Below are 15,297 nucleotides of genomic sequence, written 5' to 3'. Positions count from 1 at the left end.
AGCACCCCTGTGTAGAAACTCGATACAGGTACTCAAGCAAAAGGCGTGCCAGCATCGCACTCGCGTAAACAAACTACTGTGAATGGAAAGACTTAACTGATCGTTCGCAGAAAAAGCACCAGGAAGGTGCGACTCATTGCAAATATTTAAAAGCAAGCACCGCAATGACGCTCAAACACCGGAGTTGTGCTTGCAAGCGCAGTAAAAATCCATACCTAGTCCCTGAGCGTCAACAACACAGGCTGATGATCGGAGAATTGCGTTTGCTGATCCACGGACAAACTCTTCACGCGAGACCCTAGAGAGGCACTGACAAAGAAAAAATCACAACCAACGGGCTTGGGGCCATATGTTTTGTCATACAGACGGAAAGTGGCTGGATAAGGTTGATCTGGCGCTAACGCGCTCCAAGCATTGAGCAACGCCCCGGACTTGCCAGCCTGGGTCAATATTGCATGCTCGTCACTCTGAACATCAAAATTAAAATCGCCACACAATATTGCATCCAGTGTATGCGGTTTAGCTTGATAAGGACCGTCCTGAATCACTTCAGGCGGTCTCTCAGCCAGAGAACAAGCCTGAAAGTGGATCTCGCGCAAGGCTGCCGCTTGCGCCAGTCGAGCTGCCCCATTGTGATACTCGAGGTGAGAGGTCATCAAACGAACAGGTCCCCAAGGCGCACGAATTGTGCAAACAAGACACACACGTCGCATACTTGGAGTGTTTTTTTCACCTAAGGGTCTAGGATTGGGCAGTAACACATGCTCAACCAAAAGCACGGGTAATCTGGAAACGATCACATTACCAAATTTCTGTCTATAAGATCCACAAGTGGACAACTCATCTACCGCGGGACTAAAGAACACCTGAAAATCAGGAATCAACTCACGTAAACGAGCGACTTGATCCTGAGCCGTATCTCCGGTGAGCGCGGGATAATTGACACTGACTTCCTGCATACATAGCACATCAAAGTCTCCTATTTCAAGGGCTTTGTCCATCACGCGCTCAATATTGACAGCCCCGTCTAGTCCTTTAAACCACTGGACATTCCACGTCAGAATTTTCATTTATAAGCCACCCGTATAAAAGATCACGCGTTTAGGGACACATATCAGATTCAAACAGTGATAAATTTCACTGTGAACATTCCTCACTTAGATGACATTCCTGCGACTCTGGTCATGCGCGCTTCCAAATCCATCCCTCAAATCCGTATCTGGGATCTTCCCACAAGACTGTTTCACTGGCTACTCGCTGCGAACATCGCTGGCGCGCTGATTACCATTCACTTGGGTGGATCATGGATGGACTGGCACGTCAGGTTTGGCATTGCCAGCTTTGCCTTGTTACTTTTTCGTTTGATTTGGGGGCTAATCGGACCGCGTTACGCCCGTTTCACTCAATTTATCCGTTCTCCCGCTCAAACAATCGCCTATTTACGTGCGCGTCACGGTGCACGTTATGCCGGACATAACCCATTAGGCGCCTGGTCAGTTCTGGCGATGCTCCTTCTTTTTTTATTACAAAGTTCAACAGGCCTATTTGCAAACGATGACGTAATGACACAAGGTCCTCTTGCGCAGTTTGTCAGCAACGAGACCGTTGCCCTGTTCACACGCATTCATAGCCTCACTGAATATGTGCTTTATGCAATCATCGCACTGCACCTTCTTGCAATCGGGTTCTACAGTATTCGTGGCGAGGCGCTCGTGCCGCCCATGATGACAGGAGATGTACCAAAGCATACGTTGCCAGCTGGAACACAAAGTGCACGCGATGACTGGCGCGTCAGACTCGGAGCGCTGCTGCTCGCGGCTTTGCTTGGAGCGCTGGCTTGGTGGCTATTGGGGCTTGCCATGAATGCTCCCGCGAGCTTTACCTGAAAGAACAGTGTCTCCGAGCGGACTTTTAGTGAATAATACTGGGTCTCAAACTATAAAAATCATCGGGGGAATTACAAAATGCCGACACTTAATAACGGTGACTGCAGAATTTATTGGCGTGCAGACGGAGATACACAGCTACCGGCTTTAGTCTTGGGCAACTCACTTGGCTGCGACCTCACGCTTTGGGATCCCATGCTCGAAGCGTTGATGAAACATTTTTATGTTGTTCGTTTCGATACCCGCGGTCACGGCGGCTCTGATGCGCCCCCGGGCCCCTATTCGATCAATCAACTCACAGATGATGCCCAAGCTGTGATCGCTGCCGCGCGACTAAGTAGCTATCACTACTGGGGGATTTCTCTTGGTGGCATGGTAGGGATGGAGCTTGCCGCGCGCAAACCAACCGGACTTAAAAAACTGATCTTGAGCCATACGGCTGCTGAGTTTGACCCTGGTATCTGGGATCAGCGCATCGCAGCTTTGAAATCCGGCGGTATGGCCGCGATTATTGATGGTGTGATGGGAAGATTTTTTACAGCGGCATTCGTCGCACAAAACAATGTGCATTTAAAGCGTGTGCGCAATATTGCGCTATCCCAATCACCGCAAGGCTATGCAGCCTGCTGCGGCGCGATTCGAGACATGGATCTTTACCCACGTCTTGAACGCATTCAGGTACCTACCCTAGTGGTAGTTGGAGACGCTGACCTTTCCACACCCAAAGTCCGAGGCCAGGCACTCGTTGACCGAATCAACGGTGCGAAGATGGTGATGGTTTCGAGTGCGCATATCGCGCCACCAGAGATTCCCCACGAATATCTGGCGGCAGTGCTACCTTTTATTTCTTGACACGATAGGAGTCGTGACAGACCTTGCAACTTGCACCAACGTCACCAAAGGCCGCACGCAACTTTTCAAGATCACCTGAGTCCGCAGCGGCTGAGAGCTTGACGACAGCGCTCTCGAACTTGGCTTGTGCCGTTTTAAAGCCTGCTGCGTCCGACCAAACTTCGGGCTTGGCAGCGCTTTTACCTTGCGTGCCTGCACCAAAGGCTCCCCAGGGGAGTGTCGAAAGCGTTTTCACGATTTCAACATTGGCTTTGATAGCTGCTGCATCATAAGGAACTTGACCTTTCACTGTTGACTGCATGCGACCAAACTGCGAAGCCAGCACAACAAAAGCCGCTTGGCGATACTTGATGGCGTCCTCAGGCTTGGCAAACTGAGCGCTGGCCGTTGACATCCACAAAGGGGAAAGCAAGGCGCTACCAATTAACAATGTAACGATTTTTTTCATTCACATGCTCCTGTAAACCACACAAAAATCATACTTAAACACACATTCACGCAATAGATCGAACAGAACTTGGGTCACTTCACTGTTTTGGCAAGAGACTGAGCCAAGCCGATATAACTGCGCGGCGTCATGGCCAACATTCTGTTACGCACATCAGCCGGCAGGTCTAGGCCACCTATGAACTCTCGCAAGGCCTGTTCGGTAATGCCCTTGCCTCGGGTCAAGGCCTTGAGCTGCTCGTAAGGCTGAGGCAAACCGTAACGGCGCATCACCGTCTGGATGGGCTCTGCAAGCACCTCCCAGCAGTTGTCGATATCTGCATCAATCGCAGCCGTATTGACTTCGAGCTTACCCAGGCCTCGCAGGCAGGCATCATAGGCCACTAAACAATAGCCTAGCGCCACACCCAAATTACGCAGCACAGTGGAGTCAGTCAGGTCGCGCTGCCAGCGAGAGATTGGAAGCTTTTCAGACAGATGTCTTAACACCGCATTCGCCAAACCAAGATTGCCTTCGGCGTTTTCAAAGTCAATCGGATTGACCTTATGTGGCATCGTCGAAGACCCCACCTCACCGTCCCTGAGGCGCTGCTTAAAATATCCTAAGGCAATGTAGCCCCAGATATCTCTATTTAAATCGATCAAAATCGTATTGGCACGGGCAATCGCATCAAACAAGCCCGCCATCCAGTCGTGTGGTTCGATTTGAATCGTATGAGGGTTTTGCTTAAGCCCCAGTTCCTTGAGAACACCCGCGCTGAATGCCGGCCAGTCTATTTCTGGATATGCGGACAAGTGCGCGTTGTAGTTACCTGTTGCACCATTCATTTTTGCAAGCGGCACCACAGCTTGGATGTGCGCAATCGCATCACGCAATCGGGCGGCCACGTTGGCAAACTCTTTGCCCAGTGTTGTTGGAGAGGCCGGCTGACCATGCGTGCGGGCCAACATAGGCTGAGCAGCCTGTGAATGCGCCATGTGTTGCAAAGAATCCAACACCTTTTGCAATTGAGGGATCACAACCTGCTCACGCGCACGCCCGAGCATCAACGCATGGGAAGTGTTGTTGATGTCCTCAGAGGTACAGGCGAAATGGATGAACTCACCCGCCTTTTCCAGCTCGGGATGACCGGCGACTTTTTCCTTGAGCCAGTATTCGACAGCCTTGACGTCGTGGTTGGTCGTGCGTTCAATCTGCTTGATGCGATCCGCATCTGCCTCTGAAAAATTGGCTACCAAATTACGCAAGATCTGGGTGGCTTCGGGAGTAAAAGGGGGCAACTCAGGCAAATTAGCCTGCGACAAGCCAATTAACCATGCAATTTCCACCTCAACACGGTGCGCCATAAAGCCGGCTTCTGAAAGCAGTGGTCTTAAGGCATCGCAACGGGATGCATATCGACCATCAAGGGGCGAAACGGCATTTAAAACTGTCAAAGCGGGATTTGTTTGCATAGGAGAAAGCTGACAAAAAAACGACAAAAAAGGTAAGTTTGAGTTTATCACTCGGCGTTCAGGCTGATTAACGCCCCGTAACCGAGCAACTCGGGGTATGGTACTGAAGTATCTAAATTTGTGCTTCTTTTGTCAGATGTACGACTATTGGCATACAGGTTTTTGTTGATATTAATATTCTTATAATTTGAGCTTAATAGCTTTTAACCCTAGCTGAGAAAAATTTTCTTACTAGGCTATTCTTAGCTGCTATTGATTCTGTCGTAAAAGTTGAAAGAACATGAAACTCCTCGCCTCGCTAACTAGCCCGTATGTTCGCAAAGTGCGTATTGTGATGGCTGAGAAAAAACTCGACTACCAGATGCAGCTCGAAAACGTCTGGGCGCCAGATACAGTGATGCAAGAGTTCAATCCTTTGGGCAAAGTACCCTGCTTGATCACAGAGGATGGCAACAAGCTGTTTGACTCTCGCGTGATCGCTGAGTATGTGGACACCTTGTCGCCTGTCAGCCAACTGATCCCCAAGACTGGGCGTGATCGCGCAGAGGCCAAATGCTGGGAGGCTCTGGCTGATGGCACGCTTGATGCCGCCATCACTATCATCAAGGAGCAGCAACGCCCCGCACAGCAGCAAAGTCAAGAGTGGATAGATAGACAGTACGGCAAAATCCACGCTGCCATCAAAGCGATGGAAGCAGATCTTGGCAATAAAAACTTCTGTATGGGTATTAACTTCAGCTTAGCTGACGTCGCTGTTGGTTGCGTGTTGGGATATCTGGACTTTAGATTTCCACACATCAATTGGCGGGCAGAATCACCCAACCTGGACAGGCTCTATACCAAGCTGAGTCAGCGCCAAAGCTTTATTGACACTAAGCCACCTGCTCAATAACCCAGCAAAGCGTGAGCAATCTGGTCAGGCGATGATCCCGCCGCCCAGACAAACGTCTCCGTCGTACAAAACTGCCGACTGACCTGGGGTCACGGCCCACTGGGCCTGATTAAAATTCAAACTAAACTGATGTTCATCTGCCGAAGCTGAAAAAGTACAGGCTGCATCACTTTGCCGGTAGCGTGTTTTGGCGGCATACTGGCCATTTGCTGGCGTCTCACCACTCACCCAGCTTAGCTGCTCTGCGGTCAACCCTTCTGACAAGAGCCAAGGATGATCATGCCCTTCAACCACAAATAGTGTGTTGCGTGCCATATCTTTGCGTGCCACATACCAGACAGGGCCTGTGCCATCCGCATGCTGGCGTCCCTTGACCCCGCCAATACCCAAGCCCTTGCGTTGGCCCAGAGTATAAAAAGATAAGCCGTGATGCGTACCAACTTGCTGCCCCGTTTCAGTCAAAATCGGACCTGGCTGTGTAGGGAGGTAACGATTTAAAAACTCCCTGAACGGTCGTTCCCCAATAAAACAAATACCCGTGGAGTCTTTTTTAGCTGCATTGTGCAAACCAATATCAAGGGCAATCTGTCTGACTTCCTGTTTGGTGATTTCGCCCAGAGGGAAAAGTGTGCGAGACAACTGCGCTTGATTGAGGCGATGCAAAAAGTAACTTTGATCTTTTGTGTGATCAACTGCTTTGAGGAGCTCGAATCGGTAAACAGAACTGCCGCCGATATCTTGTGGCATAGAAACCGAGCGAACGCGAGCATAGTGCCCCGTCGCGATGTGATCGGCGCCTAGGGACATAGCATGATCAAGAAAAGCTTTAAATTTGATTTCTGCGTTGCATAGGACATCGGGGTTTGGTGTGCGTCCGGCAGAATACTCTCGCAAAAAATCAGCGAAGACACGATCCTTGTACTCTGCCGCAAAGTTGACCGCTTCGATATCTACACCAATCATATCGGCAACACTTGCCGCATCAATCCAGTCCTGTCTTGTCGAACAATACTCGGAGTCATCATCGTCCTCCCAGTTTTTCATAAAGAGACCCACTACCTCGTAGCCCTGTTGTTTCAAGAGCCACGCGGTCACGGAAGAGTCGACTCCGCCGGACATTCCCACCACAACGCGTTTTTTTGAAGTTTGCATATTGATCAAATTGTAGTCGTTCCACGCTCACTCATGGCTGCAGAACGATCAAACAAGACTCAAACCTCAGGCAAGCCCCCCCTTGCTTGGTGTATAAACCAAAGATTAATCATCTTTTTTAAATGGAGAGCTCGATGCGCATCGGAATTCCGCGCGAGACTCGCGAGAGCGAAACACGTGTTGCAGCAACACCGGAGACGGTCAAGAAGTATGTGGCCGCAGGACATGAGGTGCTCGTTGAGCAAGCGGCAGGTTTAGCCGCTCACTTTTCCGACCAAGCCTATGAGCAAGTTGGAGCAAAAATAGTCGACGCTGCGCAAGCCTTTGCCGCACCACTTATTTTGAAAGTCCGTGCGCCCAGTGCTTTGGAATTACCAAGCATCTCCACCGGCAGTACTTTGATCGGTATGCTGGATCCTTTTGACGAAGCAGGTCTGGACGCCCTTGCGCAAGCCGGAATCACCGCATTTGCGCTTGAGGCTGCGCCACGTACCACGCGTGCCCAAAGTCTCGACGTTTTGTCTTCTCAGGCTAACCTGGCTGGCTACAAAGCCGTGTTGTTGGGCGCTCAATACTACGGCCGCATGTTTCCCATGATGATGACTGCAGCAGGCACGATCAAAGCCGCCCGCGTGGTGATCCTTGGAACGGGTGTTGCAGGCTTGCAAGCCATCGCCACTGCCAAGCGCTTAGGTGCTGTGGTGGAGGCCTCCGATGTACGCCCCGCAGCCAAAGAGCAAGTCGAGTCCCTCGGTGCAAAATTTATCGATGTACCTTTTGAAACAGACGAAGAACGCGAGATTGCAAAAGGTGTGGGTGGTTATGCGCGCCCGATGCCCGCAAGTTGGATGCAACGTCAGGCCGTTTTGGTTTCTGAGCGTTGCAAACAAGCCGACATCGTCATTTCAACAGCGCTCATACCTGGCCGCCCCGCTCCCACTCTGATCTCAGCCGAGACGGTGCGGGCCATGAAACCCGGCTCTGTCATTGTCGATCTCGCAGTAGAGCGAGGCGGTAACTGCCCGCTATCGCAAAAGGGTCTGGTCGTTTATGAAAACGGTGTCGCACTTGTCGGGCTGACCAACTTGCCTGGGATGCTCGCCACAGATGCCTCGGCCCTCTATGCCCGCAACGTATTGGACTTCCTCAAACTCATCATCGATAAAGAGGCCAATCTGGCCATCGCGCGTGATGACGATATCGTTGCAGCTTGCCTCGTCTGCGAAGGCGGCAAAAATCTAAGGAAGAAATAATGGAAGCCATTAGCCCAACTCTCGTAAACCTGATTATTTTTGTATTGGCGATCTATGTGGGTTATCACGTTGTCTGGAACGTGACACCAGCCCTGCACACCCCACTGATGGCTGTCACCAACGCCATCTCGGCCATCGTGATTGTCGGTGCCATGCTGGCTGCGGCCTTGACTGAAGGCGGACTTGCCCGCGGCATGGGTGTATTTGCCGTGGCACTTGCTGCGGTGAATGTATTTGGAGGCTTTTTAGTCACCCGACGCATGCTGGAAATGTTCAAAAAGAAAGCGCCTAAAGATAAATCCGCGCAAGACAACAAGGCGGAAAACAAAGGGAGCCAGGCATGATTTCTATCAACGTCGTAACCCTTTTCTATCTAATCGCTTCAGTTTGCTTTATCCAGGCACTCAAAGGCTTGTCACATCCAACCACCTCACGCCTGGGCAATGCTTTTGGCATGGCTGGCATGTTTATCGCTGTATTAACTACGGCAGCGCTGATCGTCAGCTTGTCACGCGAAGCACAGGCTGGCGCAGGCCTGGGCTGGGTCTTGCTTGGTTTGCTGATTGGTGGCTCGATCGGCACACTAATGGCTAAGCGTGTTGAGATGACCAAAATGCCTGAGTTGGTCGCTTTTATGCACAGTATGATCGGCCTGGCCGCCGTGGCCATTGCGGTCGCAATTGTTGCAGAACCCCAAGCCTTCAATATCGTTGCTGCCAAAGGCGAACCAATCCCCTTGGGTAACCGTCTTGAGTTGTTTATTGGTACGTTTGTAGGTGCGATTACTTTTTCTGGTTCAGTTATCGCCTTTGGGAAACTTTCAGGCAAATACAAGTTCCGCCTATTCCAAGGTGCACCAGTCGTATTTGCTGGTCAGCATATGGTCAACCTGGCCTTGGCGCTTGCCATGATCGCTTGCGGCATTTGGTTCATGTTCTCACAAGACTGGACGCCGTTTATCATCATGACCATCATCGCCTTCATTTTAGGCGTTCTGATCATTATCCCGATTGGTGGCGCGGATATGCCCGTTGTCGTCTCGATGCTAAACAGCTATTCCGGCTGGGCGGCAGCAGGTATTGGATTCTCGCTCAACAATCCAATGCTGATCATTGCCGGCTCTTTAGTCGGCTCCTCGGGTGCCATTCTGTCCTACATCATGTGTAAGGCCATGAACCGGTCCTTTTTCAATGTGATTTTAGGTGGCTTCGGTGGTGCGGTCGACGCTGGCGCTGCGGCTGGCGCGGCTGTACAACGCACAGTTCGCTCAGGTAGCCCTGATGATGTGGCATTTCTGTTGACGAACGCAGAGACAGTGACCATTGTCCCGGGCTATGGTCTTGCCGTGGCTCGGGCTCAACATGCACTGAAAGAGCTGGCTGAAAAACTCACCGAACGTGGGGTGACCGTCAAATACGCCATTCACCCGGTTGCTGGTCGTATGCCTGGTCATATGAACGTCCTGCTCGCCGAGGCGGAGGTCCCCTATGATCAGGTATTCGAAATGGAAGACATCAACAGCGAATTTTCGCAGACGGATGTGGTTCTTGTGCTCGGGGCCAATGACGTCGTCAACCCCGCAGCCAAGACAGATCCCAAATCTCCCATCGCCGGCATGCCAATTTTGGAGGCCTATAAAGCCAAAACAATTATCGTCAACAAGCGTTCCATGGCATCAGGTTATGCCGGTCTGGATAACGAACTTTTCTATATGGACAAAACCATGATGGTTTTTGGTGATGCCAAAAAAGTGATTGAAGACATGGTCAAAGCAGTCGATCACTCTTAAACTCAGTCACCGGCCCAACTGAAGATCAGTTGGGCTTTTTTTATTTAACAATCGATTGCTAAGAGATTGCCAAGAGTGCTGATGCCGTATTACTTTAGCGCAGCATCAACAACTTCGATCCAGTGACGCACAGGTGTATCTGTGCCGCTTTGCAAATGCCCGATACAGCCAATATTAGAGGACACAACCATATCAGGGGATGCAGCATTGATATGACCAAGTTTACGGTCTCGCAGGGACGTTGAAATCTCTGGCTGCAATACCGAATAGGCGCCTGCAGAACCGCAACACAAATGCGTCTCAGTGAAAGGCTGAAGACTCAGCCCAAGAGCGCTCAAAAGCTGTTCACTTTCAGGACGCAAGCCTTGCCAATGTTGCAACGTGCAGGGAGGGTGAAACACTGGACGCTTTGGTAATTTTTGTTGATCAATCTGCTGCGCCAGCGTTTCAGCATGGGGCGCAACAACCTGAGCAATATCCCGCACATACGCAACAATTTTTTCAGCTCGTGGGGCATAGACTGGATCATCGCGCAGATGATGAGCATACTCGGCGACCATTGCACCGCATCCAGAGGCGTTCATTACAATCGCCTGAATTTTTCCTGATTCAACAAAGGGTAACCAGGCGTCGATATTGGCACGCATTTGCGCGCGCGCGGTATCTTGATCGTCAAGATGAAAATTCAATGCACCACAACAGCCCGCTCCGGCAACAACTTGACTGCCGATACCCAAGCGGTCCAACACCCGAATTGTGGCGGCATCGATTGTCGGCATCATGGTTGGCTGGACACATCCAGCCAGCAACAACACTTGCTGCTCATGTCTTTTTGTAGAGGGAATCTGACCAACAGGACGAGACTCCACAATTTTGCGCTGCAAGGTTTCAGGCAACCAGGCCCGCACAGATTGCCCAAGCTTGTATGCAGGCGCAAACAGCGGCGAAATCAAGCCCTTTCGAAGCAAACTGCGCTGCATCCGCTGCACAAAAGGTCTCGGAACTTTTTCCTCGACAATCTGGCGTCCGATGTCAACCAAGTGACCATACTCGACGCCGGAGGGGCAGGTTGTTTCACAATTACGGCAAGTCAGACAACGGTCTAGGTGCTCTTGCGTCGCTTGGGTCGGCTCCTTACCCTCGAGCACTTCTTTAATCAAGTAAATACGCCCTCTCGGACTATCGAGCTCATCACCCAATACTTGATAAGTTGGGCAGGTCGCCGTACAAAAGCCGCAGTGCACGCAGCGACGCAAAATATCGTCAGCCTCTTGCCCAAGCTTGGAGTCGCGTGCCCATTGTGCCAAATTGGTCTGCATGATTGTCTCTTTATAGACCTGCGATCAAACGACCGGGATTAAAAAGTGACTTCGGATCAAACTCTTGCTTAAGCCGTCGCACAATCGTCGCGGCACCCTGGCTCAATGGATGAAAAACACCCATTGGAGGCAATGCCTTTCCTTCATTCTGTCTAAATAGCGTCGCATGACCACCCGCCTGCTCGGCGATTCGACGTATATGTTGAGGATCACAATCGGCAGCTACCCAACGCTGTCCGCCTCCCCATTCAATCAGGGTGGGTCCAACTCCAAGCACCGGTGTTCCTGGTGCGCAGGCTATACGCCACAAGACAGGTGTTGAAAAGAAATCCAGTGCCTGTTCACGCAAGTCCGACCAATAACGTGTCGCGACGGCTGAATCGACAAGATCGCCACCAAGCACTTGCCGAGCGGAACGCAAGGCTGCAGAGGCACCGGCCAGACGTGCACGCAAACGCCCCGCCCCACCAATAAACTCCCAGGACGTGGCTGAAATCGGCAGCGGCTGCGCGCGCCATTTCAACACCATATCCAACGCAGCGGGCTCGTCAATATCCCACTCTAGCGTGCACACCTCAAAAGGCTTGGGTGCAACTTTAATCGACACCTGGGTCAAGGCTCCAAACATTCCCATGGCCCCAGTCAGCAGGCGCGACACATCATAGCCCGCCACGTTTTTCATCACCTCGCCACCGAACTTGAGCACGCGACCTTGAGCATCCAGTAAATGTGCGCCCAGGACGTAATCCTTTAGAGGCCCCGCAGCCTGTCGACCGGGACCAGCCAAGCCGGCAGATACACACCCGCCGATCGTCGCCTCGGTACCAAAGGCGGGTGGGTCAAACGCAAGCATTTGTCCAGAAGCATCCAGCGTATCGATGATTTCTTGCAAAGGCGTTCCCGCCAGTGCCGTCATGACCAGCTCCGAAGGATGGTAGTTGACAATCCCCCGCACACTTCGCATGTCAAGCGTCACTGGCGTCTCACCCCGATGCTCAAAGGGATTGCCATAGAAAGCTTTCGTTCCGCCACCACGAATCAGCACAGGTTTGAAACTCGCGCGCGCCGCCAACACTTGATCAACCAGTTGAGAGATTTCGTAATTTTTCATACGTCAAAATCTCGGCAGCTCAGGAAAAGCAATCGCTCCGCCATGCACGTGCATCTTGCCGTATTCTGCACAACGCGCCAACGTGGGAATGACCTTTTCAGGGTTTAACAAACAGGCGGGGTCGAAAGCACGCTTGACCGCCATAAACACATCCAACTCATCGCGGCTGAACTGCACGCACATTTGATTAATCTTTTCCATCCCGACGCCATGCTCGCCCGTTATGGTGCCCCCCACTTCCACACATAGCTCAAGGATGGCCGCGCCAAAATCTTCGGCGCGCTGGACCTCATCGGCAATGTTGGAATTAAATAAAATCAAAGGATGGAGGTTACCATCCCCTGCGTGGAACACGTTGGCGCAACGCAGCCCGAACTGTGTTTCCATTCCCTGGATAGCCTTCAACACATCACCCAAACGGCGTCGGGGAATCGTGCCATCCATGCAGTAATAGTCGGGAGAGACGCGTCCCGCTGCGGGAAACGCATTTTTACGACCTGCCCAAAAACGTAAACGCTCGGCTTCACTGGTTGAAACCTGCAGCCGGGTCGCTCCCGCGCGCTGAAAGACTTGCTCCATACGATGCAATTCCTCGGCGACCTCTTCTGTTGTGCCATCGGATTCGCACAACAAAATCGCTTCAGCGTCCATGTCGTAACCGGCTTTGACAAACGGTTCGACCATCTGAGTCGCCTGCTTATCCATCATCTCCAGGCCTGCGGGAATGATGCCTGCGCCGATGATCTTTCCGACCGCATCACTCGCCTTTTCGACATCATCGAAACTCGCCATGATGACGCTCGCCAATGCAGGCTTTGGAGTCAAGCGTAATGTGACTTCGGTCACTACGCCGAGCATGCCCTCCGAACCAACAAAAACAGATAATAAATCCGGTCCGGGACTATCGGGAGCCAGTGAACCGAGCTCCACAATTTCGCCGTCCATTGTGACCATTCGAACTTTCAGAACATTATGGATGGTCAGTCCGTATTTCAGGCAGTGCACACCACCAGAATTTTCTGCGACATTCCCGCCAATCGTGCAGGCGATCTGGCTCGAAGGATCCGGCGCATAGTACAAACCGTAAGGCGCTGCCGCCTCAGAGACAGCAAGATTGCGAACGCCAGGTTGCACCACGGCAATCGCGGAGGTCGGGTCGATATGTTTGATCTGATTGAACTTGGCGAGCCCGAGCAAAACGCCTTGAGCATGCGGCATCGCCCCACCGGACAACCCTGTTCCGGCTCCTCGTGCCACCACGGGGACATTCAGACGCTTACACACCTTTAGAACGTTTTGAATCTGCGCTTCTGTTTCGGGCAATACCACCGCCATGGGTAGTGCACGATAGAGAGACAACCCATCGCACTCGTAGGGCCGGGTATCCTCCTCGCGACTGAGCACGCAATGGGGAGGGACAGCCGCTCGCAGCGCAAGGACCACCTCTTCTTTCGGCGGCACAATCAAGGGGGATAAGCCAGTTTCAATGATCGCATTCATAGGTCACAACAATAGCGCGGAAGACAAGTTTGCGCAGGACAGGACTTACCCGATGTTTGACCTAAACCCGAGGGTCAATGACCTTTCCGGGATTAAGGATATTGTTGGGATCAAAGGACTGTTTCAGCATGCGCATCAAGTCCAAAGCATCCTCGCCATGCTCGCGCGCCATGAACTGCTTTTTATGCAGACCAATGCCGTGCTCACCGGTGCAAGTGCCATCCGCGTCAATCGCCTGGGTCACAAGCTGGTGGTTGAGCCGCTCTGATTCCTGCCACTCAATATCGCTGTTGGGATCCAACAACATCAAGACGTGAAAATTACCATCCCCAACATGACCGACGATCGTGCTGGGAAAGCTCACTTTAGAAAGCGCCTCGGTGGCTGCATCAATGCACTCGGCCAAACGCGAAATCGGCACACACACATCTGTCGTACTGGCCCTGCAGCCCGGACGTAGCTGCAAGCCTGCGAAATAAGCGTTATGGCGTGCCGTCCACAAACGGTTTCGATCCTCAGGACGCTCGGCCCATTCGAAATCCATTCCACCGCAGTCCTTGGCAATCTCCTGCACAGTCTGGGCTTGCTCTTTCACGCTCGCCTCGCTGCCATGAAATTCAAACAGCAGTAAAGGCGTTTCTCGCAAAGTCAGCTTGCTGTAGAGATTACTCGCACGCACGGCGTCTGCATTCATGAGCTCTACCCGCGCCACGGGAACACCAAGTTGAATGGTCTGAATCACGCAGGCAACCGCCTCATGCACGCTAGGAAAGTTGCAGACAGCGGCACTGACTGCCTCAGGCTGAGGATAGAGCTTGACAGTCACCTCGGTGATGACACCTAGCGTGCCCTCGCTCCCAACGAACAGACGCGTCAAGTCGTAGCCGGCAGAAGATTTTCTGGCGCGTCTCGCAGTGCGGATAACCTTGCCCTGGGCCGTCACAACAGTCAGGGAAACAACGTTTTCGCGCATCGTGCCATATCGCACGGCGTTGGTTCCCGAGGCACGTGTCGCAGACATTCCACCAAGTGAAGCATCCGCGCCAGGATCGATCGGAAAAAATAAACCGGTATCCCGAATCTGTTCATTGAGTTGTTTGCGTGTCAAGCCCGCCTGGACCGTCACAGTCTGATCCTCTGCATGCAAGGCAATAATTTGATTCATCCCGGTCAGATCAAGACTGATTCCGCCTTGCACAGCCAGAATGTGGCCTTCGAGGGAGGATCCGGAGCCATAGGGAATCAGAGGGACACCATGCTTGTCACACAGCTTGACCACCGTCACAACCTCATCAGTACTGTGCGCGAACACCACGCCATCGGGCAACATGGAAGGATAGGGAGACTCGTCCCTGCCATGATGGTCTCGCACGGCATTGGCCATCGAGAACCGCTCGCCAAAACACGCTTTAAGCTCAGCGATCATTTCGTCAGGAAGCGGGCAGCGCAAAGTCTGAATATCGTGAGGTGCGTTCATCTTTCGTTGATTGATGCAAGTGACAGTGTTGATAGACGGTGGTTTCAAGTGCGAAGTGCAACAAGTCGGCGGTAATACTCGTCGCCATTAAATGTATCAGGTAAAAACAGTTCTGCAGGGCATTTAAAGCCGAGGCTTTTTCGAGGTCTAGTATTCAGTGCCCA

General features: G+C 52.0%; 14 protein-coding genes and 1 pseudogene. 6 read left to right on the top strand and 9 right to left on the bottom strand.

Annotation, left to right across the window (positions count from 1 at the left end):
* Positions 1 to 215: 215 nt before the first annotated feature.
* A complete protein-coding gene (locus QWY27_RS01725; RefSeq protein WP_290194130.1) occupies positions 216 to 1,070 on the bottom strand; it encodes an endonuclease/exonuclease/phosphatase family protein in 855 nt (284 codons plus the stop codon).
* Positions 1,071 to 1,184: 114 nt separating this feature from the next.
* Here QWY27_RS01725 and QWY27_RS01720 point away from each other — a divergent pair, with 114 nt between their 5' ends.
* Both QWY27_RS01720 and pcaD read left to right on the top strand, forming a co-directional pair.
* Positions 1,185 to 1,886, top strand: a complete 702-nt coding sequence (locus QWY27_RS01720; protein ID WP_290194128.1) for a cytochrome b/b6 domain-containing protein — start codon at positions 1,185 to 1,187, stop codon at positions 1,884 to 1,886.
* A 78-nt stretch (positions 1,887 to 1,964) separates the two neighbouring features.
* Entirely contained in the window at positions 1,965 to 2,738 is a 774-nt protein-coding gene (gene pcaD, locus QWY27_RS01715) for a 3-oxoadipate enol-lactonase (protein WP_290194126.1), read from the top strand.
* On the opposite strand, the gene QWY27_RS01710 is transcribed toward pcaD, so the two are convergent.
* Positions 2,728 to 3,186, bottom strand: a complete 459-nt coding sequence (locus QWY27_RS01710) for a c-type cytochrome (RefSeq protein ID WP_290194124.1) — start codon at positions 3,184 to 3,186, stop codon at positions 2,728 to 2,730. The genes pcaD and QWY27_RS01710 overlap by 11 nt on opposite strands.
* 74 nt (positions 3,187 to 3,260) lie before the next feature.
* On the bottom strand, positions 3,261 to 4,640 hold the full coding sequence (purB, locus tag QWY27_RS01705; RefSeq protein ID WP_290194122.1) for an adenylosuccinate lyase: 1,380 nt from the start codon (positions 4,638 to 4,640) through the stop codon (positions 3,261 to 3,263).
* Between the two features lie 280 nt (positions 4,641 to 4,920).
* Here purB and QWY27_RS01700 point away from each other — a divergent pair, with 280 nt between their 5' ends.
* Complete coding sequence (locus QWY27_RS01700; RefSeq protein ID WP_290194120.1) at positions 4,921 to 5,532, top strand: glutathione S-transferase; 612 nt, start codon at positions 4,921 to 4,923, stop codon at positions 5,530 to 5,532.
* Between the two features lie 24 nt (positions 5,533 to 5,556).
* On the opposite strand, the gene mnmA is transcribed toward QWY27_RS01700, so the two are convergent.
* Positions 5,557 to 6,684 carry a tRNA 2-thiouridine(34) synthase MnmA gene (mnmA, locus tag QWY27_RS01695; RefSeq protein ID WP_290194118.1) on the bottom strand — a complete coding sequence of 376 codons (1,128 nt, stop codon included), beginning with the start codon at positions 6,682 to 6,684 and terminating at the stop codon, positions 5,557 to 5,559.
* A gap of 134 nt (positions 6,685 to 6,818) precedes the next feature.
* Between mnmA and QWY27_RS01690 the strand changes: the two genes are divergently transcribed.
* From QWY27_RS01690 to QWY27_RS01680, 3 genes are read left to right on the top strand one after another with little or no spacing between them, the layout of a single operon-like run.
* Positions 6,819 to 7,937, top strand: a complete 1,119-nt coding sequence (locus QWY27_RS01690) for a Re/Si-specific NAD(P)(+) transhydrogenase subunit alpha (protein WP_290194116.1) — start codon at positions 6,819 to 6,821, stop codon at positions 7,935 to 7,937.
* Positions 7,937 to 8,281 (top strand): NAD(P) transhydrogenase subunit alpha part 2, encoded by a 345-nt coding sequence (locus QWY27_RS01685; protein ID WP_290194114.1) that lies wholly within the window; start codon positions 7,937 to 7,939, stop codon positions 8,279 to 8,281. Before QWY27_RS01690 ends, QWY27_RS01685 begins: the two co-directional genes overlap by 1 nt.
* The gene (locus QWY27_RS01680) at positions 8,278 to 9,726 is read left to right on the top strand and encodes an NAD(P)(+) transhydrogenase (Re/Si-specific) subunit beta (protein WP_290194113.1); all 1,449 of its coding nucleotides are present in this window, start codon (positions 8,278 to 8,280) and stop codon (positions 9,724 to 9,726) included. The genes QWY27_RS01685 and QWY27_RS01680 overlap by 4 nt, the downstream gene beginning before the upstream one ends.
* A gap of 89 nt (positions 9,727 to 9,815) precedes the next feature.
* On the opposite strand, the gene glcF is transcribed toward QWY27_RS01680, so the two are convergent.
* The 5 genes and pseudogenes from glcF to QWY27_RS15375 all read right to left on the bottom strand — a co-directional run.
* The gene (gene glcF / locus QWY27_RS01675; protein WP_290194111.1) at positions 9,816 to 11,045 is read right to left on the bottom strand and encodes a glycolate oxidase subunit GlcF; all 1,230 of its coding nucleotides are present in this window, start codon (positions 11,043 to 11,045) and stop codon (positions 9,816 to 9,818) included.
* A 10-nt stretch (positions 11,046 to 11,055) separates the two neighbouring features.
* Positions 11,056 to 12,156 (bottom strand): glycolate oxidase subunit GlcE, encoded by a 1,101-nt coding sequence (glcE, locus tag QWY27_RS01670; protein ID WP_290194110.1) that lies wholly within the window; start codon positions 12,154 to 12,156, stop codon positions 11,056 to 11,058.
* Between the two features lie 3 nt (positions 12,157 to 12,159).
* A complete protein-coding gene (locus QWY27_RS01665; protein WP_290194107.1) occupies positions 12,160 to 13,656 on the bottom strand; it encodes an FAD-linked oxidase C-terminal domain-containing protein in 1,497 nt (498 codons plus the stop codon).
* Positions 13,657 to 13,717: 61 nt separating this feature from the next.
* Positions 13,718 to 15,133 (bottom strand): FAD-binding oxidoreductase, encoded by a 1,416-nt coding sequence (locus tag QWY27_RS01660; RefSeq protein ID WP_290194106.1) that lies wholly within the window; start codon positions 15,131 to 15,133, stop codon positions 13,718 to 13,720.
* A 44-nt stretch (positions 15,134 to 15,177) separates the two neighbouring features.
* A pseudogene (locus QWY27_RS15375) lies at positions 15,178 to 15,297 on the bottom strand (IS30 family transposase); the annotation flags it as partial.

The organism is Zwartia vadi, from assembly GCF_030410375.1.
GTDB lineage: Bacteria > Pseudomonadota > Gammaproteobacteria > Burkholderiales > Burkholderiaceae_B > Zwartia > Zwartia vadi.
Note: the sequence above shows the minus strand (reverse complement) of the source record. Positions and strands in the feature narration are given on the sequence as shown.